The following is a 17,142-nucleotide window of genomic DNA, read 5'->3' as shown; positions in this document are numbered from 1 at the left end:
GCCCAGCCCTTACGACCTGTGGGCCAGCGCCGAGATGGTGGCGCTGATCCGCGAGGCGCAGGTGTTTCGCCCCGCATTGCGCGCGGCCTTCGTCATCAACCGGCGCGTCAGCACCACGGTGATCGGGCGCGAAGCACGCGGCGCGCTGGCAGAGCAGCCGCTGCCTGCGCTGCGCGCGGAAGTACGCCAGCGCATCGTGTTCGCCGACAGCGTGGCCGCTGGGCGGCTGGCGCGCGAGACGGCGCCGGACAGCGCCGCTGCGCGCGAAATTACTGCGTTGGTCGATGAACTGCTGCGGTGGCCGACATGACTGCGAAGCCGCCACCGAACAGCAAACGCGCTGCCAAGCGCGTCGGCATCGGCGCGCGCCCGCCGGCGAATCCGCACGCCGAGGCGTGGATTCGGCAGGGCGATGGCGATGCGCTCAACAAGGGCGATCTCTATACGGCTCGCCTGACCCTCGACATCACGCCCGCCATGCGCTCGCGCATCAAGGTGTCAGCCTTCACGCAGGGCGTGACCGTGGCCGACCTGCTGCGCGGCCTGCTGGAGCGGGAGTTTCCAGAACACCGCAGGGAGAACACCCCATGACCGCATCCGCTTCGCCTGCCGCTGGCGCGGCTACAGCTGCCCCTTTACCTGCACTCACTGCGCTCGTCGGCCGAGCAGACACCATACCGCTGACGCGCGTGGCGCTGGCCTACGTGGACCAGCGCATCGACATTTACCTGCGCTTCGGTGAGGCGGCGCGCACCATCCGGCACGACCGCTGGCGGCGCGTTGCGGTGTTCCTGCCGGGCGCCGTGTTCTGCCGCATCCGCTGGCAGGCCAACGATTACGGCACGGTTCGCTGGCAGCTCATGGTGATGCAGGCTTGCACGCCATTGGATGGCGCGCAGCGCATCCCCGGCGTGCAGCCCGGCGCGCGCCTGCTGCTGCACGCAGAGGGCGACAAGAATGTGCGTGCCGTACTGGAGCGCATCGACGCCATCGAGGCACTGGGCATCGCGCCTGCCGGCGCTTCGCCCGCGTACTGGCGCACGCTCGCCAACCGGCTCGCGGCCCGTCTGCCGCTGCCCGAATACAGCGCCGAGCGGCACGCTGCATGGCTGGCTGGGAGGGTGTTGCCATGACACCCCCATCTATCGTTGCCGATGCAACTGAAATCCCGCCACATCCTCGTTTACGCCTGCGCGCTCGCATCGTTCTGGCGAGCCTGTCCGCCTGCGGCCTCGCTGCGCTGGCCTGGGCGGCTTTCGTACAGCCGCTGCCGCGCCTGGTCTACAACCCGTCCGACAGTGTTCCGATCGGCTGGTATCGCATCGGGTCGTCCGATGCGCTGCACGTCGGCGCCATCGTCCTCGCCACGCTGCCGCCTGACGTTGCAGCGCTGGCCGCGCAGCGCCGCTACCTACCGGCGCGCGTGCCGCTGCTCAAGCGCGTGGGCGCCGTGGCGCCGCAGCATGTATGCGTGTTCGATGCGCTGGTGTGGATCGACGGCGTGCCGGTGGCCGCCGTGCTGCCCGCCGACCGGCTGGGCCGGCCGCTGCCATCCTGGCCGCATTGCCGCCGTCTCGAAGCTGGCGAGCTGTTCCTGCTGAGCAGCACCAACCCGGCGTCGTTCGACAGCCGCTACTTCGGGCCGGTGAGAGCAGCCGCCGTGATCGGAGTGGCGCATCCGCTTTGGCTGGAGAAACGGCCATGATCGCCGCCGATTCGCTGCACGTGAGCGTGCATGGCCTCGTGCTATCGGGCGTGTCGTTCTGCTGTTCTTCGCCATGTCATCGCGCGTGCAGTGCGAGCGCATCCGCGCCGTACTCAGGGCTGCCATCCGGCGTGCTGGTGGCTGCATCGCTGGCCGCCGACTCGCTGCGCATCGCCGTGCAGTCCAGCGTGCTATCAGGCGTGTCCTTGCTGCTGCATGGGCCATGTCGCCGCGCGTGGCGTGCCTGTGCTGTCGCACGGCACACCGCGCGGCATCCGGCCCTGCATCGCATGCGGCCGTCCCACGTGCAGGCGTCTTGCCTCGAACACGGCTGGCCTGCGGCCATCGCCGTGTTCGCCGGGGCGCTGGCTGCTGGTGCAGCCTTGCCACCGGGCCGCGGTTGCCGGGAGCGGATGCGGAAGGCAAATGCGGAAGGCAAGACAAAAGGACGCGGCACCGGGCCGCGTCGAAAGCCAGTCTGCACGTGGGGGTGGCGCGGCACGGAGCGGCTTCGCCGCCGTGCCGCGTGGGGCGCGAGGCCCGCGCCAATGCAGGCATGTCCGCGTGCTTCGCACGACCGGACACGCCAGAGCTTGCAGAGAGCGCAGCCATGACCGACCGCCGCGACGATGATTTCCGCATCCGCCCCAGCGCCCCGAAGAACCGGGGCCAGAGCTTCGTTTCCAAGGTGCTCAAGCAGGCGGGCAAGGCCAGCAGCGGCAAGTCCTCGGTGCGCCGTCCTGGGGCGGCTGGCGGAGCCGGGAGGGGCACCGGCCAGCGGCCCGGCTCGCGCCTGGGACGCGGCCACACGGCGGCGCGCTTCGCCGGCGCCAAGCTGACGCCCATGTCGCGGCGCGTGACCATCAAGACGCTGCTGGTCAATCAGCGCCAGGCCAGCCCGCAATCACTCGCCAAGCATTTGCGCTACATCGAGCGCTATGGCGTGGGCCGCGATGGCGAGCCGGGCCAAGCCTACGGGCCGCAGACCGATGCCGCCGACCTCGACGGCTTCAAGGAACGCTGCGCCGACGACCGGCACCATTTCCGCTTCATCCTCTCGCCCGAGGATGGCGCGGAACTCGAAGACCTGCGCACCTACACGCGCCACCTGATGGGGCGCATGGAGGCCGACCTGGGCACGGGCCTCGATTGGGTAGCCGTCAACCATTGGAACACCGACAACCCGCACACGCACATCGTCGTGCGCGGACGCGACGACACCGGCAAAGACCTCATCATCGCGGGCGACTACATCGCCGATGGCTTCCGCCATCGCGCCGCCGAACTGGCGACCGAATGGCTGGGGCCGCGCACCGAGCTGGAGATCCAACAGACCTTGCAGCGCGAAGTGGAACAAGAGCGGTGGACGAGCCTGGATCGCACGCTCAAGCGCGAGCTGGGCGACGATGGCCTGGTGCATGTCGAACGGCTCAACGAACCGAGGTTGCAACGCCAGCGCCTGCTGTTGATCGGCCGGCTGCAACGCTTGCAGCGCATGGGCCTGGCCGACGAGATGCAGTCGGGCACCTGGGCCGTCCATGCCGACGCGGAAAAGACCCTGCGCGCCCTGGGCGAGCGTGGAGACATCATCCGCACCATGCAGCGGGCCATGCGCGGCGAGCCGCGCGAGCTGGCGGTGTTCGAGCCGGGCGACGACGGCCGAACCATCCTCGGCCGCGTGGCCGCGAAGGGGCTGGCCGACGAGCTGCGCGACCGAGGCTATCTGGTCATCGACGGGGTGGACGGCAAGGCCCACTATGTTGCGCTCAACGCCCGCGACGAGCTGGCGAACTATCCGACCGGCGCCGTGGTGGAGGTGAAGGGATCGGCCGACGTGCGTGCGGCCGACCGCAACATCGCCGCGCTGGCGAGCGATGGCCTGTACCGCACCGACCACCACCTCGCCATCGCGCAGGGTCAGGCCGTGCCGGGCCGCGATCCGCAGGAAGTCGTCGCCGCCCATGTCCGCCGGCTCGAAGCCCTGCGCAGAGCCGGCATCGTGGAGCGCGTGGCCGAAGGGCTGTGGAAGGTGCCGGACGACCTGCCCGAGCAGGGCCGACGCTACGATGCGCAGCGCCTGGGCGGCGTGGCCGTGGAACTAAAATCGCACCTACCCATCGAGCGGCAGACACGCATGATCGGGGCCACCTGGCTCGACCAGCAGTTGATCGGCGGCGGCTCGGGCCTGGACTACCTGGGTTTTGGCAGCGAGGCCAAACAGGCAATGCAGCACCGCGCCGACTTCCTGGCCGAACAGGGGCTGGCAGAGCGGCGTGGACAGCGCGTGATCCTCGCCCGGAACCTGCTGGGCACGCTACGCAATCGGGAGCTGGCGCAAGCCGCCAAGGACATTGCCGCCGAAACCGGCCTGGAACATCGCCCGGTGGCCGACGGTCAGCGCGTGGCCGGCATCTACAGGCGCTCCGTCATGCTCGCCAGCGGGCGCTACGCGATGCTCGATGACGGCATGGGTTTCAGTTTGGTGCCGTGGAAGCCAGTCATTGAGCAGCGCCTGGGGCAGCAAATCGCCGCCACGATACGCGGTGGTGGGGTGTCATGGGAGATTGGGCGACAGCGCGGCCTGTCCGTTGGCTAGCTTGTGCTGCTTTGTCTGCTCACTGCGTGGGGTGTGCCAAAGCAGCACACTCCGATAGTTTGTCAATGTTGCCTGGCGCTTCTGAAGCTCAGATGATTTTTGGGGCTTCCCGCAAGAACGGCAGGAAGCCTTTATCGTAAGGTCAAGGCCTTTCCAGAATGGTGGCGATGCCTTGCCCGCCACCTATGCACTGGGTAGCAAGAGCATAGCGCCCTTGCTGCCGCGCCAGCAGAGCCGCAGCCTTGCCAGTGATACGAGCGCCGGTAGCGCCCAGCGGGTGGCCGATAGCCAGCCCCCCGCCGTCGATGTTCACAGTAGCCATGTCCAGTTCCAGGTCGCGGATGCAAGCCAGCGCCTGCGACGAGAAAGCCTCGTTGATCTCCACGACGTCCAGGTCAGACACCGCCAGGCCAGCGCGTGCCAGCGCCTTGCGTGTGGCCGGGATAGGTCCGATGCCCATGACGGCCGGATCTACTCCAACGGTCGCAAAGCTACGAATGCGCGCCAATGCTTGCAGGCCATAGCGCTCGGCAAAGTCGTCGCTGGTGACGAGCACCGCTGATGCTCCATCGGTCAGCGGCGACGACGTGCCAGCCGTGACCACGCCGTCTGCCCGGAAGGCGGGTTTGAGTCCCGCCAGCGCCTCCAGCGTGGTGCCTGGGCGGATGCAGCCGTCGGCATTGACCAGTTCGCCATCCTGTAAACGGATAGGCACAATCTCGTCGGCCAGCCGACTTTGCTCGCGAGCAGCAGCGGCTTTCTGATGGGATTGCAGCGCGAGCAAATCTTGGTCGGCGCGATTAACACCCCAACGCTGCGCCACGTTCTCTGCCGTCTCACCCATAGAGATATAGGCAGCGGTGTTGGTCTGCAACTCAGGGTTGGGCGAAAAGTTAAAGCCGCCCTGCGGTACCAAGCTCATCGACTCTACGCCTACGCAGAGGAAAGCGTCTCCCATGCCCGCCTCAATCTGTGCGGCTGCGATATGCACTGCCTGCATAGACGATCCGCAGAAGCGGTTTACCGTCATCCCGCCAACGGCCTCGGGAAGACCGGCCAGCAAGCCGACGATGCGCGCCAAGTTGTTGCCCTGTGCGGCCTCGGGGTAAGCGCAGCCAAGGATCACGTCCTCCAGCAGCGCTGGGTCTAGGTCGGTGCGTTGCAGCAGTCCTTGCACGACCTGCGCGGCCATTGTGTCGGGCCGCACTTCGGCTAGGCGTCCCTTGCGGGCGAAATGGAATGGTGAACGTGCATAGGCGGCGATGACTGCTTTCATGATGTTTTTCCTTTCATGGTGTTTCCCCTTCTGAATAGTCAAAACCACCTCCAGCGGTGGATCTGAACGTCAGCGCGACATCGACTCATCGCGCATTAAAGCCAAGATGGCTTCGGATAGTTCGGGATCGTCCACGGCACGCGCGAGTACCATCGCGCCGACGCTTTCCATGATTGCTCATGGGCTCTTTCCAGGCGATCCCTATGCGTTGCCAGGACAGTGCCGCGCGAATTTAGAGCTTTGGGATAAAGCTCGGCCAAGCTGAGCGGCTTGGTCACATCCGGATTCTCCTGCGCAGGCTTACCAGTTTGTTGTGTGGCGAGCTAGGCAATCACCTTCGGCGCGATACTCTCGGCCCAAGGAATCGGAGTCCGCGCCGAGGCCGCAGGGCTGCTCACCGCATCGAGCCGACCGATCTGCTCGGCCGACAGCTTGACCGACAAAGCCCCCAGGTTGTCGGCCAGCTGCTCGGGCGATCGCGGCCCGATGATCGGTACGGAGCCGTGGGTGCCGGCCCAGGCAATCGCTACTTGGCCCGGCGTCACCCCTAGTTCCTCGGCGATGGCAATCACCGTGTCGAGAATCTGCGTGCGTTGCTCGGAGTTCTCCGGCTGGAACACCTTGCCGCCAAAACCTTCCGCACGGCCTTTCTCGCCCTTGCGGTACTTGCCGGTCAGCATGCCGCCTCCCAGCGGCGACCAAGTGACGATGCCGAGGCCCAGGGCATGCGACGCGGGGAACAGTTCGGCCTCAGCTTCGCGCCGAACCAGGCTGTGCTCGAATTGCGCGGCCGCGATGGGCACCGCCCCGGAGACTTCGGCCAGCGTCACTGCACGGGCCAAACGCCAAGCCGGGAAGTTCGATATACCTGCGTATAGGATCTTGCCCGCACGTGCCAGGTCCTCGAAGCCTCGGACGATTTCCTCTGTAGGCGTGACGCCATCGGGCCAATGCACCCAGTAGATGTCGATCCGGTCGGTCTGGAGCCGCTTCAGGCTCGCCTCCAGTGAGACAACCATGGCCTTGCGGCTATTGCCAAGGATCAGCGGGTTGGCATTGGGTGTAGCGCCACGTGTGAATTTGGTGGTGAGCACGAAGTTTTCGCGTTGACCCTTCAGCAAGGTGCCAAGCAACTCTTCGGATTGCCCAAACTGATAGGCGTCGGCCGAATCGATGAAATTGCCGCCGGCCTCAACGTAGGTATTGAAAATTTTCGTGCTGACATCGGGATCGGCGCCATAGCCCCAGCCCGTTCCGAAGTTTCCGGTGCCGAGTGATACCTGAGATACCTTGAGACCGGTACTGCCAAAGACGGTGTATTTCATGCTCTGCTCCTAAAAAAGAAAAATGCTCTACGCTTCTTGCGCCGCACCGGGGCGACGCGGCACTACAAGATTTCCCACGGATACCTGTACGGTCTTTCCGTCTTGATTCAGCGTGGTCGTGCGGACCTTCGCTATTCCTTGCTCGGGACGAGATTTCGATGGCCGCACTTCGAGAACTTCGCTCTCCACACGTAACTCATCGCCGGGCCGAACCGGAAGCGGCCAACGCAATTCGTCGAATCCCGCGCCCACGATGCCTCCCGCCGGTTTGAACTCGCTGTCCACCAGCAGTCGCATCGTGATCGCGGCGGTATGCCAGCCGCTCGCCGCTAGGCCCCGGAAGATCGAGCTGCTTGCAGCGGTTTCGTCCAGGTGGAAGGGCTGGGGGTCGAACTCGGTGGCGAAGCTCTTGAGGCGGTTTTCTTCGACACGAATGCGCGTGCTGCCGGCGTAGCGTTGCCCCGCTGCCAGGTCTTCCAGATAGAGAATGGTCATGTCCAACTCCCGTCAGATGGCTTCGAGTGCCAGCGCAATGCCCTGGCCCCCGCCGATGCACAGCGTGACAATGCCGCGCCGGATGCCGTCCCGCCGCATCGAATGCAACAGTCGTGTGGTCAGCACTGCACCCGTTGCACCGATGGCGTGTCCGTGGGCGATTGAGCCGCCCTCGACGTTGACGATGTCTTCGGCAAGATTGAGTTCGCGCAGGCACGCCAGCGTGATCGCTGCGAACGCTTCGTTGATCTCGATGCGTTCGATGTCGGTGTGCTTCCAATCAGCACGTTCGAGTGCCAACTTGACCGCTGGCACCGGCCCGATGCCGAACATGCCGGGTTCGACGGCGGCCACCCCTTGGGCGACCAGCCGCGCCCAGGGTTGCAGACCGTGGCGCTCGGCGAAGGCGCGTTCCGTGACGATCACCGCTGCCGCGCCACTGTTGAGGCCCGGCGCATTGCCAGCGGTGATGGTGCCGTCCTTGCGGAACGCGGGTCTGAGCTTGGCCAGCGTTTCGACCGTTGTGTCGGGCCGGTTGGCTTCGTCCTTGTCGAAGCGCACGGCACCCTTGCGACCGGCCAGTTCGATTGCAACGATTTCCTCGGCAAACTTGCCCGCAGCCTGTGCAGCACTGAAACGCTGCTGCGAACGTGCGGCCCAGCGATCCTGATCTTCGCGCGTAATGCCGTACTGGTTGACCAGATCCTCGGTATGCCAGCCCGAGTGTTGTCCGCTGAACGCATCATTGAGGCCATCGCGCAGCATGCTGTCGAGCATCAGCGCATCGCCCATGCGGTTACCCCAGCGTCCGCCCGGCACGAGGTAGGGTGCCTGGTCCATGTTTTCCATGCCGCCGGCGATCACGGCGCCAGCGTGACCCGCCGCTACTTCCAATGCCGCCGTCGCGATGGCTTGGGCGCCGGAGCCGCACACTCGGTTTACCGTCAATGCAGGCACTTGCACCGGCAGCCCGCCGCCAATGCTTGCCTGGCGCGCTGGATTCATCCTGGCGCCGGCCTGGATGACCTGGCCCAGCACGACGGCGTCGATGGCGTCGGCTGCCAACCCGGAACGCCGCAGGGTCTCGCGGACAACGGCCGCTCCAAGTTCAGGCGCAGGCGTGTCTTTTAACGCGCCACCGTAGGTGCCGATCGCTGTGCGCACCGGCGAGCAGATGACGATTTCAGTTTGAACCATGTCCGTCTCCCGAGGTGAATCAAGCGCGATCGAAGATCAGGCACGTCGTTGTTGCGTGCGCGTAGATCTTTCCGTCCGGGCCGACGATCTGGCCGTCGGCTACGGCGACTTGGCGCCCGGCGTGAATCAACTTGCCTTCGGCACGTACCAGTGGCACCTGATCGCTCAAGGGGCGAAGCATGTTCACCTTCAGTTCCAGTGTGGTGTAACCCTTGCCGACTGGAAGCGTCGTATGCACTGCACAACCCACGGCTGAGTCAAGCAGCGTGGCGAACCAACCGCCATGTACGGTCCCCAGCGGGTTGTAGTGACGGCGCGATGGCCGCCCCTGAAAAACTGCCGAGCCATGCTCCATGTGAACCGGAATGAAGTCGAGCGTGTCGCCGATCGGCGGCGGAGGCAGCTCACCTGCAAAGATCGCCTCGAACACCTCCAAGCCCGATCGGTTGAACGCTTGCCCCTTGGGAACAACATCAGGTGCCTCCAAGCGTGCGCGCACACGCGCTTCGTCTGCTTCCCATCGAGCGACTACTTCATCGACTGACATACGCTGCTCCTTCTTTCCATTAAGTTGCATATACAATGATTGCAGGTACAATGTATCACATGAAGAACGCCACCAAGCCTCAAGGCTGTACGAATCTCAAGCTGCGCCAGCTCACTCGCGTGGTGACGCGCCACTACGACCGCTTTTCCAGTGAGACGGGCTTGAAGAACACGCAGTACGCGCTGCTGTCGCACGTCGTCGGCCTCGGGCCTATCCGCCCGGGCGATCTGGCCAAGCGCATGTACATGGATGCCTCGACATTGACACGCAACTTGCAGCCGCTGGTGGCGCATGGGTGGTTGCAGATTGGTGCCGGCAACGATGCTCGCAGTCGTCTTGTCGAAGCGACCGATGCGGGGCGAGAAAAGCAAGCCGAGGGGCAGCGCGCGTGGAAGGCAGCACAGTTGGCGCTCAACGAGCGGCTTGGCATCGAGCGCGTTGCCGCGCTGCACGAACTGCTTGAAGCCTGCATCGAATGCCTGGATGACGATGCCGAGAGCGTTGCCGATGGAGCTTCGCCATGAGCGCATCACCCCACCAAACAACCGGCGATGCCTGCGCTAACTCCCTCGATTCAACAGACAACCAAATGATGCAAGAACATACATACGTGGCGAAGGGAGAAGAGGCCCCGGGAACACAGAAAGCACTGACTGCTGAATTGCTGTTCCTGCTTGCCGGGCTGGCAGCATTGGGCGCGCTCGCCACCAACATCATCCTGCCGGCGTTTCCCGACATGGCCGTTGCCCTCGGCACGTCGGTGATCGACCTGAGCGCCACGCTCAGCAGCTTCCTTGTCGCCTTCGCAGTGGGGCAGCTTTTCGTCGGACCGCTGTCGGACCGATTCGGCCGAAGGTGGCTGGTGTTAGCCGGCCTCTTGGCATTCGTTATAGGAAGCGCGATATGCGCGTTCGCCAGCACGCTACCTCAACTCATCGGGGGACGGGTTGTCCAAGCGCTCGGGGTCTGCGCAACATCGGTCCTGTCGCGTGCCATTGCTCGCGACTTGTTTGACGGTGAGGCGCTTGCTCGCACGCTCACCCTCATCATGGTGGCTATGGCTGCCGCTCCGGGCTTTTCACCGATGCTCGGCGGCGCGCTCAGTAGCTGGCTAGGCTGGCAGTTCACGTTTGCCTTTGTCGGTGTGATGGCCGTCGTGCTGGCAATTCATTACAACGCCAGGCTCGGGGAGACGCATCAAGCTGACAGACGTTCGGCCATTTCTATCCCGGCGATACTGAAGACTTACTGGCAGCTCCTGACCGATCGGCGCTTCATCGCTCCAGCGCTTACGATGAGCCTTGTCAGCGGTTCGCTGTACGCATTCTTCGGCATGGCCCCGGCGATCCTGATGGTTGGATTCCATTTCTCGCCGTTTGGGCTGGCGATCTTCTTTGCATCTACCGTTTTCGTCGTGTTTGGCGCTGGCCTCTTGGTGCCACGCCTGGCCCACCGATGGGGACAGGCACGGGCAGTTCGGGTGGGTCTGGTTATCGCATTGACGGGCAGCATTGTGCTGCTGGTTGGCAAGGAAGATTTCGTGTTCTTTTCCGCTGCTCTGATGGTGTTCCTGCTCGGGATGGGCATGGTCAACCCGCTGGGCACCGCCATTGCGTTGCACCCCTTCGGGCGGCAGGCAGGAGCGGCGTCGGCGTTGCTCGGTTTTTTGCAGATGGGGTGCGCGGCCGTCGCCATCAGCGTTGGCGCGATGCTCGATGTTCCTGCGTATACATCGCTCGGCATCATCCTCACGTCCAGCCTCGCACTGGCCTTCGCCGCTTTTTGGACCTTGCAGTAAGACCCGCCGCAAGACGCTATCTATTCCCATTCAATAGAACCAATACCAACATGACCAAACAAGCACTCTTCGAGTCGTACCCACTGGGGTCTCTGACTCTCGCCAATCGCATCGTTATGGCACCACTGACCCGCAGCCGTGCCGGTGCCGGACTCGTGCCCAGCGAACTGGCCGTGACCTATTACGCCCAACGCGCTTCTGCCGGCCTGATCATCACCGAGGCCACCCATCTACCGGCGCAGCGTCATGCTCGCCAGCGGGCGTTACGCGATGCTGGATGACGGCATGGGCTTCTCGCTGGTGTCGTGGAAGCCGGTGATCGAGCAGCGGTTAGGGCAGCAGCTTGCCGCCACAATGCGCGGTGGCGGGGTGTCTTGGGAGATTGGTAGAGCACGATCCGTCTGGTAACGGCATGTGCTACCTGTGAGGAACAGGTTGACGAACTCATTGCATCGTTGTCGGCCCCGATGAACGCGGGGCGGCAGGCTTGATGCAGGATTAGCAGCAAGCCACAGCCACAGCAGCATTCAGTTATTGCATTCACTCTGTGCAACTTGCAGTAGCCATTGCTTCAACGCCAGCGCGGCAGGCCGCAAGGCAGAGCCTTTGTGATGGACGATGTAATAGCCTTTTGTTACTGGCAGGCGGCACTCGAATGGCTCGCACAGCGAGCCATCGCGCAGCTCGGCTTCCGTCAGGATGGCGCTGCTCAAGACAGCGCCTTGGCCGTATCGCGCAGTTTCTATGGCTAGCAGAGACTGGTCAAAGTGTAGGCTTGGGATTGCGTCGATCTGCTCGTCCGTGAGGTGGCTGAACTGTTGGAGCCAACATCGCCAATGCGGTTGCAGGGTTGTGTGCAACAAAGTTGCCCGAACCAGATCATCGGGTGTTCTCAAACGGTGTTCTTTGACATAAGCCGGCGAGCAGTAGAGCCGAGCCTCGTCGTGGCAGAGCAATGCGGATTCCAGCGAGGCATCCTCTCCGTCGAAGTAGCGTATGGCAAGGTCAACCCGATCGCGCTCAAAATCACTCATCGCGGTGGTAGCGCCCAGGTGCAAAGAAATATTCGGCTGCTTGGCCAAGAAACCCACCATGCGCGGCGCAAACCATTTCGCGGCGAGCGTTGGCGGCATGGAGAGCCAAACCTCGTTGGCTTGACTCAGGCGGAGTTGCTCGCTGACATGCTGGATGCGTGCCAGCGCAGGCCGAATGGCAGCCCAATAGTGCATAGCTTCTGCCGTAGGCTGGATCTGCCTAACCATGCGCGTGAATAGGGTTACGCCCAGCCACTCTTCGAGCTTCTGGATTTGCTGCCCTACCGCGCCTGGTGTGACATGAAGTTCTGCGGCCGCCATGGTGAAGCTTTTTTGCTTCATGACCGCATCAAAAACCACCAAAGACCTAAACGGAAGGGTCGTACTCATAAAGCCCCCATGATGTAGTTTTTCTATTCCATAGGCGAAGTTTAATCGTTTGTTCAAGAAGGTGCCATGCGGAAAAATTGCGGCATCAAAAGCAGCATCCCCTATTGCGTCTGCGGCCTCATCGAGCCCGACACAGGTTAAATCCAAAGGGGACATCCGAGAACCTTGTGGCTACAGGAATCCCTATGTCTGTGAATCAAAAACGCCCGTTCATCCCATTGTCCAGCGACACCGAAAGCAAACCGACACCTGCGATGCGGCAGGCCATCGCAAATGCGGAGGTGGGCGACGAGCAACGAGGAGAAGACCCCACCGTCAACCGACTGCAAGAGCGCGTAGCCGAACTGCTAGGCAAGGAGGCAGCGCTGTGGTTTCCGGGGGGCACGATGTGCAACTTTGTGGCGACGAAGGTGCATACGAATCCCGCGGATGGCGTGATCGCCGACTGGATGGCGCACATCATCCGTGCAGAGTCTGCTGGTGTGGCCTTGAGTTCCGGTGTTCTGATTGAACCGATCATGACCCAGTCAGGGATCTTCACTGCCGAGGAAATGCGGCAAGCGCTCCATCGCCTGAAGACCGTTTCCTCGCCTTACGGCCCACCACCCAAGCTTGTCTGTGTAGAGCAGACACACAACTTCGCGGGCGGCACTGTCTGGTCACTCGATCAGCTCAAATCGGTGTCCAGCGCGGCGTGCGCTGAAGGACTAGCAATACACATGGACGGCGCACGACTGCTTAATGCCTGCGTCGCCACCGGAGTTTCACCAGCCGCCTACGCGGCGCAGGTGGACAGCGTGTGGATCGACTTCACCAAGGGACTGGGTGCGCCAATCGGTGCCGTCATGGCAGGAAGCCGCGACTTCATCGCCGAAGCCAAGCGCTACAAGCACGTGTTTGCCGGAGCCATGCGGCAGGCGGGCATCGCCGCAGCGGGCTGCTTGCACGCTCTCGATCATCACGTGGATCGCCTTGCCGAAGACCATGCAAATGCACGCCGTCTGGCCGACGGTCTTAAGGGGCTGGCCGGTATCCACGTCATGACGCCAGAGCCCGAGACCAACATGGTTTATTTCGATCCCTCTGGCATCGGCATTTCTCACGAGGTATTTCTGTCGCAACTCCAATCGCGCGGCGTGCGCATGGGTCTGGTACGAGGAGCGATTCGTGCCGTCACGCATCTGGACGTCAGCCAAGCAGACATTGACGCGGCCATCCTCGCGGTCGGCGCTATCGCGCAGTCGCCGCCTGAATCACACGCACCAATGGTCTCGAATGCAGGACGACAAGGGTACTGATGGCCTTCCCATATGAGTAACTGTCGTTGTTACTGGCCGGCGGAGCCATGTGGTGGCGCGCGCACATGAAACCCATCTAGCGTTGGCGTGCCCATATCTTTCCATTTCTGAACTGCGGGGATTTATATGCCACTTGTAAGAATCGACTTAGCCAAGGGCAAGTCCATAGAATTTCGCCGCACCGTCGGCGACATCGTGTATGCCGCCACTGTCAATACTATCAATGTGCCTCAGAACGACCGCTTCCAGGTCATTACCGAGCACGATCCAGAGATGTTCATCTTCGATCCGAGCTATTTGGGCATCGCGCGCTCGGCGGACTGCATATTCATCCAGATCACGCTCAACACCGGGCGCACGACGGATGCTAAGAAGTCTCTTTTCAAGGCCATCGTTGATGGAATGCAGGCGCGGCTAAACCATAGGCCCGAGGACGTGTTTATTGGCCTCGTTGAGACCAACAAGGAAAATTGGTCTTTCGGCAATGGGCTTGCACAGTATGCGGCGTAATAGCATGGCGTCTCGAAACGATGGCAAGACGCAGCGCGGCTTCTGGCCTTTGGTACTGGTGGCTGCCGCGATCCTGATGGTCACGATGGGCATAAGGCAATCCATGGGCCTATTCCTGTCGCCGCTTAATACACACACTGGCTTGGGTATTGCCTCAATCAGTTTTGCCATGGCGATCGCACAGTTGGTATGGGGAGCTGCGCAGCCGCTCTTTGGGGCTGCTGCCGACCGTTGGGGGCCAGGCCGGGTCATCGTCATTGGTGCGGTGATGCTAGCCGCAGGCTCTGCCCTGACCACGCAGGTCAGTAGCCAATGGGGGTTGATCTTTACTGTTGGTCTGCTCAGTGCAGCAGGCGCAGGCGCGGGCAGTTTTTCCATTCTTATCGGTGCAACTGCGCAGCGCATTCCGGCAGAGCGCCGCTCGTTTGCAGGCGGAGTTATCAACGCAGGTGCAAGCATGGGGCAGTTCATCTTTGCTCCACTGAACCAGGCTGTCATGTCGGCCTTTGGCTGGATGAGCGCCATGTGGACAATGGCAGTGCTGGCCTTGTCCACGGCACCGATGGCGTGGTGGCTGCGCGGCACGCCTCGCAAGCCAAGCGCGAAGGCGGAGGCGGATGACGGCTTCACGCTACGCCACCAACTCAGGATCGCCTTGCGCGACAAGAGCTACTGGTGCCTGCATGCAGGCTTCTTCACCTGCGGCTTCCACATTGCCTTCCTTGTCACGCACATGCCGGGCGAAGTCGATCTATGCGGTCTGAGCGCAAACGTGGCATCCACCTCACTGGCCATCATCGGTTTGACCAACGTGACCGGAAGCCTGGTCGTCGGTGTCTTGGGCACCCGCATGCGCATGAAAATGATTCTGTTCTGGATGTATGCATCGCGCGCCGCAGCCATTCTTGTCTATATGGCTGCGCCAAAAGAGCCGTGGACTTTCTACCTGTTCGCTGTCGTGCTCGGTGCCACCTGGCTCGCAACGGTGCCACCGACGGCCGGACTGACTGGGAAGCTGTTCGGTGCGCGCTATCTGGGTACGTTGTTCGGCCTCACTCTATTGAGCCACCAGATCGGTGGATTTCTGGGGGCATGGCTGGGCGGCGTGGCTGTGGTCAGCATGGGCAGCTATGAATGGATGTGGTGGGCGGATGCCGCATTGGCATTTGCTGCGGCACTTGTAAATTTGCCAATCAAGGAAGAAAGGATGACGCCTCATACGGTGCCGACCTGATTCACGGAGCTGTTGGTTGTGCTGAAGCGAGCCGTCTTTTTTGGAGGGATGTGTGAATGGAACTTCGCCATTTGCGATGCTTTCTCGCCGTCGCGGAGGAACTGCATTTTGCGAGAGCTGCTGAACGACTCCATATCGAACAGTCTCCGTTGTCGCGCGCCATCAAAGAACTAGAGGATGACTTGGGCGTGATGCTGTTTGCTCGCACCACGCGCAGCACACGACTGACCCGCGCTGGCCAACTGTTCCTAGAACACGTGCGTCGTGTTTTCGCGGCCTTGCAACAAGCCCGCGACAGCGTGACCACTGCGGCCAATGGCTTCCACAGCCAGCTGCGCGTGGCACTGTCAGATGGCATTACTCCGTCGCGCTTGCCAGCCTTGTTGGCTCTATGTCGCCAGGAAGAACCCGAAGTTGAAATCCGCTTCTTCGAGGTTCCGCTGTCGCAGCAGATTAAGGGATTGCATGACGATCTTTACGACGTAGGGTTTGCACAGTCCGAGGAAGTAGGCGACAGCATCATTGCCTTACCCGCTTGGAGTGATCCACTCATGGTCGCTGTGCCAGCACGGCATCCGCTGCTGGCTCACAAGCGTATTCCATTGGATGAACTGCTGCGCTACCCGCTTGTCCTGTGCGATCCGCAGGTCTGTGAAGGCCATGCTAAGCATGTTGACCGGGTATTACGTCGCGCCGATATGGAGCCGCTGATCGCGGAGCGGGTCGCTTCTTGTGATCTGATGATGGTGTTGGTGTCTGCTGGCTTCGCACTCGGACTAGTGGGCGCAGCGCACATTCACGCCAGCCGTGAACCGGGAGTCGTAGCGCGTCCGCTGGCATCCCGAGTTCCGCCGCTGACAACCTACTTGTTACGCGCTGACGGCCTACCATCCGACGTACTGGCAAGATTCATTGAGCGGGTGCAAGCCATCGAATCACCGGAATCTCCCAAGCCCATCGCGGGCCTCAATGCTGATCCTGCGGAGGAACCAGCATCATGAAAACGATTATTCCTTTTTTGCTGGTGGCTACATTGACCGCCTGCGACCAATCCGAAGCACCACAGAAGGCCGCTAATTCGGAGGCAACGATCCCCACGGTGGAAGAACTGGCGGCCAATCCCGAACGGCTTAAAGAACTGCGCCAGCAGTGCAAAACCGACCGCCCCAAGGTGGGAGACGTGCTCTGCAATCGAGTGGCGGAAGCCACGCGCAAGCGATTCTATGGGGACGGCGAAACGCCCTATACACCGCCGAAAGAGTCGCCAAAGTTCTGACTGTTGGTCGCTCGCCGATTCGCCTTCACTTTTTTTCTCGACACGCCGCAATGCGCCCGCGCTTGCGGCGTTTTTCTTTGGCTCGCCACCGCACTCATTCTTTCTTTTTCCTCGACCTTTCTGCTCTAAACGGTCTTTGACCAGCACTGACCCGGCACCGATCCTGACGCTTGCGGCACGTCCTTGTGCCGCTTCTTCCATAAGGAATCAGCGCAGGAAAAATCGGAGGCCAGGTCATGCAAGGGACGAACGTGCTGTTCGGGCAGATTGCCGTGGTATTCGGCATCGTGATCGCCGGAGTGTGGGGAGCCACACAATGGGCAGCCGCCGCCCTTGGCTATCAAGTACGCCTTGGCTCGCCTTGGTTCGATCTTCTTGGCACGCCGATCTATCACCCGTGGAAGCTGTTTGAGTGGTGGTTTTCTTACGGCGCCTATACCCCGGAAATCTTCGACACCGGC

18 protein-coding genes and 3 pseudogenes are annotated in these 17,142 nt (G+C 62.3%); 15 read left to right on the top strand and 6 right to left on the bottom strand.

Translation table 11 applies throughout. The features are described from left to right. The 5 genes from V8Z74_RS25135 to V8Z74_RS25115 form a co-directional block, all read left to right on the top strand. A partial coding sequence (locus tag V8Z74_RS25135) for a ParA family partition ATPase (protein WP_502879608.1) occupies positions 1-310 on the top strand: 310 nt, incomplete at its 5' end. Then, on the top strand, positions 307-591 hold the full coding sequence (locus tag V8Z74_RS25130; protein WP_349712054.1) for a chromosome partitioning protein ParB: 285 nt from the start codon (positions 307-309) through the stop codon (positions 589-591). The genes V8Z74_RS25135 and V8Z74_RS25130, both read left to right, overlap by 4 nt. After that, entirely contained in the window at positions 588-1,133 is a 546-nt protein-coding gene (locus tag V8Z74_RS25125; protein ID WP_349712052.1) for a DUF2840 domain-containing protein, read from the top strand. The genes V8Z74_RS25130 and V8Z74_RS25125 overlap by 4 nt, the downstream gene beginning before the upstream one ends. Further along, positions 1,130-1,705 carry a S26 family signal peptidase gene (locus V8Z74_RS25120; RefSeq protein WP_349712050.1) on the top strand — a complete coding sequence of 192 codons (576 nt, stop codon included), beginning with the start codon at positions 1,130-1,132 and terminating at the stop codon, positions 1,703-1,705. The genes V8Z74_RS25125 and V8Z74_RS25120 overlap by 4 nt, the downstream gene beginning before the upstream one ends. Before the next feature lie 610 nt (positions 1,706-2,315). Further along, complete coding sequence (locus tag V8Z74_RS25115) at positions 2,316-4,301, top strand: relaxase/mobilization nuclease domain-containing protein (RefSeq protein ID WP_349712048.1); 1,986 nt, start codon at positions 2,316-2,318, stop codon at positions 4,299-4,301. A gap of 142 nt (positions 4,302-4,443) precedes the next feature. Here the strand turns inward: V8Z74_RS25115 and V8Z74_RS25110 are convergent, their stop codons facing one another. From V8Z74_RS25110 to V8Z74_RS25090, 5 genes are all read right to left on the bottom strand, one after another. Continuing rightward, positions 4,444-5,577: a thiolase family protein gene (locus V8Z74_RS25110; RefSeq protein WP_012249100.1), complete on the bottom strand. Its 1,134-nt coding sequence runs from the start codon at positions 5,575-5,577 to the stop codon at positions 4,444-4,446. Positions 5,578-5,900: 323 nt separating this feature from the next. Continuing rightward, positions 5,901-6,902, bottom strand: coding sequence for an aldo/keto reductase (locus V8Z74_RS25105; RefSeq protein ID WP_086060913.1), 1,002 nt, complete (start codon positions 6,900-6,902; stop codon positions 5,901-5,903). A gap of 27 nt (positions 6,903-6,929) precedes the next feature. Further along, positions 6,930-7,397 carry a MaoC family dehydratase gene (locus V8Z74_RS25100; RefSeq protein ID WP_012249102.1) on the bottom strand — a complete coding sequence of 156 codons (468 nt, stop codon included), beginning with the start codon at positions 7,395-7,397 and terminating at the stop codon, positions 6,930-6,932. 12 nt (positions 7,398-7,409) lie between these two features. Beyond that, entirely contained in the window at positions 7,410-8,594 is a 1,185-nt protein-coding gene (locus tag V8Z74_RS25095; RefSeq protein WP_012249103.1) for a thiolase family protein, read from the bottom strand. A gap of 19 nt (positions 8,595-8,613) precedes the next feature. Next, a complete protein-coding gene (locus tag V8Z74_RS25090; RefSeq protein WP_012249104.1) occupies positions 8,614-9,141 on the bottom strand; it encodes a PaaI family thioesterase in 528 nt (175 codons plus the stop codon). A 59-nt stretch (positions 9,142-9,200) separates the two neighbouring features. Between V8Z74_RS25090 and V8Z74_RS25085 the strand changes: the two genes are divergently transcribed. The 4 genes and pseudogenes from V8Z74_RS25085 to V8Z74_RS25070 form a co-directional block, all read left to right on the top strand. Further along, entirely contained in the window at positions 9,201-9,665 is a 465-nt protein-coding gene (locus V8Z74_RS25085; protein WP_012249105.1) for a MarR family winged helix-turn-helix transcriptional regulator, read from the top strand. Next, a complete protein-coding gene (locus tag V8Z74_RS25080; RefSeq protein ID WP_012249106.1) occupies positions 9,662-10,939 on the top strand; it encodes a multidrug effflux MFS transporter in 1,278 nt (425 codons plus the stop codon). Before V8Z74_RS25085 ends, V8Z74_RS25080 begins: the two co-directional genes overlap by 4 nt. 50 nt (positions 10,940-10,989) lie before the next feature. Next, positions 10,990-11,196, top strand: a pseudogene (locus V8Z74_RS25075) (oxidoreductase); the annotation flags it as partial. Beyond that, a pseudogene (locus V8Z74_RS25070) lies at positions 11,168-11,347 on the top strand (DUF3363 domain-containing protein); the annotation flags it as partial. The pseudogenes V8Z74_RS25075 and V8Z74_RS25070, both read left to right, overlap by 29 nt. A 119-nt stretch (positions 11,348-11,466) precedes the next feature. On the opposite strand, the gene V8Z74_RS25065 reads toward V8Z74_RS25070, so the two are convergent. Next, positions 11,467-12,519: a LysR substrate-binding domain-containing protein gene (locus tag V8Z74_RS25065; protein ID WP_349712044.1), complete on the bottom strand. Its 1,053-nt coding sequence runs from the start codon at positions 12,517-12,519 to the stop codon at positions 11,467-11,469. Positions 12,520-12,548: 29 nt separating this feature from the next. Between V8Z74_RS25065 and V8Z74_RS25060 the strand changes: the two genes are divergently transcribed. The 6 genes and pseudogenes from V8Z74_RS25060 to V8Z74_RS25035 all read left to right on the top strand — a co-directional run. Then, positions 12,549-13,661, top strand: a complete 1,113-nt coding sequence (locus tag V8Z74_RS25060) for a threonine aldolase family protein (RefSeq protein ID WP_349712042.1) — start codon at positions 12,549-12,551, stop codon at positions 13,659-13,661. Between the two features lie 126 nt (positions 13,662-13,787). Beyond that, entirely contained in the window at positions 13,788-14,171 is a 384-nt protein-coding gene (locus tag V8Z74_RS25055) for a tautomerase family protein (protein ID WP_012249111.1), read from the top strand. Positions 14,172-14,175: 4 nt separating this feature from the next. After that, a complete protein-coding gene (locus V8Z74_RS25050) occupies positions 14,176-15,405 on the top strand; it encodes an MFS transporter (RefSeq protein ID WP_349712039.1) in 1,230 nt (409 codons plus the stop codon). Between the two features lie 56 nt (positions 15,406-15,461). After that, the gene (locus V8Z74_RS25045; protein ID WP_086060909.1) at positions 15,462-16,406 is read left to right on the top strand and encodes a LysR family transcriptional regulator; all 945 of its coding nucleotides are present in this window, start codon (positions 15,462-15,464) and stop codon (positions 16,404-16,406) included. Continuing rightward, a complete protein-coding gene (locus tag V8Z74_RS25040; RefSeq protein WP_349712036.1) occupies positions 16,403-16,681 on the top strand; it encodes an EexN family lipoprotein in 279 nt (92 codons plus the stop codon). Before V8Z74_RS25045 ends, V8Z74_RS25040 begins: the two co-directional genes overlap by 4 nt. 236 nt (positions 16,682-16,917) lie before the next feature. Continuing rightward, positions 16,918-17,142, top strand: a pseudogene (locus V8Z74_RS25035) (conjugal transfer protein TraG); the annotation flags it as partial.

Source organism: Comamonas sp. w2-DMI, from assembly GCF_040187735.1.
GTDB lineage: Bacteria > Pseudomonadota > Gammaproteobacteria > Burkholderiales > Burkholderiaceae_C > Comamonas > Comamonas terrae.
The sequence above is the reverse complement of the archived record's forward strand: the minus strand, read 5'-3'. Positions and strand labels throughout refer to the sequence as shown.

What these genes read in the sequence shown, in the direction of transcription:
- V8Z74_RS25130 (WP_349712054.1), top strand. Translation starts at nt 307, where the DNA reads ATGACTGCGAAGCCGCCACCGAACAGCAAACGCGCTGCCAAGCGCGTC.
- V8Z74_RS25125 (WP_349712052.1), top strand. Translation starts at nt 588, where the DNA reads ATGACCGCATCCGCTTCGCCTGCCGCTGGCGCGGCTACAGCTGCCCCT.
- V8Z74_RS25120 (WP_349712050.1), top strand. Translation starts at nt 1,130, where the DNA reads ATGACACCCCCATCTATCGTTGCCGATGCAACTGAAATCCCGCCACAT.
- V8Z74_RS25115 (WP_349712048.1), top strand. Translation starts at nt 2,316, where the DNA reads ATGACCGACCGCCGCGACGATGATTTCCGCATCCGCCCCAGCGCCCCG.
- V8Z74_RS25110 (WP_012249100.1), bottom strand. Translation starts at nt 5,577, where the DNA reads ATGAAAGCAGTCATCGCCGCCTATGCACGTTCACCATTCCATTTCGCC.
- V8Z74_RS25105 (WP_086060913.1), bottom strand. Translation starts at nt 6,902, where the DNA reads ATGAAATACACCGTCTTTGGCAGTACCGGTCTCAAGGTATCTCAGGTA.
- V8Z74_RS25100 (WP_012249102.1), bottom strand. Translation starts at nt 7,397, where the DNA reads ATGACCATTCTCTATCTGGAAGACCTGGCAGCGGGGCAACGCTACGCC.
- V8Z74_RS25095 (WP_012249103.1), bottom strand. Translation starts at nt 8,594, where the DNA reads ATGGTTCAAACTGAAATCGTCATCTGCTCGCCGGTGCGCACAGCGATC.
- V8Z74_RS25090 (WP_012249104.1), bottom strand. Translation starts at nt 9,141, where the DNA reads ATGTCAGTCGATGAAGTAGTCGCTCGATGGGAAGCAGACGAAGCGCGT.
- V8Z74_RS25085 (WP_012249105.1), top strand. Translation starts at nt 9,201, where the DNA reads ATGAAGAACGCCACCAAGCCTCAAGGCTGTACGAATCTCAAGCTGCGC.
- V8Z74_RS25080 (WP_012249106.1), top strand. Translation starts at nt 9,662, where the DNA reads ATGAGCGCATCACCCCACCAAACAACCGGCGATGCCTGCGCTAACTCC.
- V8Z74_RS25065 (WP_349712044.1), bottom strand. Translation starts at nt 12,519, where the DNA reads ATGTCCCCTTTGGATTTAACCTGTGTCGGGCTCGATGAGGCCGCAGAC.
- V8Z74_RS25060 (WP_349712042.1), top strand. Translation starts at nt 12,549, where the DNA reads ATGTCTGTGAATCAAAAACGCCCGTTCATCCCATTGTCCAGCGACACC.
- V8Z74_RS25055 (WP_012249111.1), top strand. Translation starts at nt 13,788, where the DNA reads ATGCCACTTGTAAGAATCGACTTAGCCAAGGGCAAGTCCATAGAATTT.
- V8Z74_RS25050 (WP_349712039.1), top strand. Translation starts at nt 14,176, where the DNA reads ATGGCGTCTCGAAACGATGGCAAGACGCAGCGCGGCTTCTGGCCTTTG.
- V8Z74_RS25045 (WP_086060909.1), top strand. Translation starts at nt 15,462, where the DNA reads ATGGAACTTCGCCATTTGCGATGCTTTCTCGCCGTCGCGGAGGAACTG.
- V8Z74_RS25040 (WP_349712036.1), top strand. Translation starts at nt 16,403, where the DNA reads ATGAAAACGATTATTCCTTTTTTGCTGGTGGCTACATTGACCGCCTGC.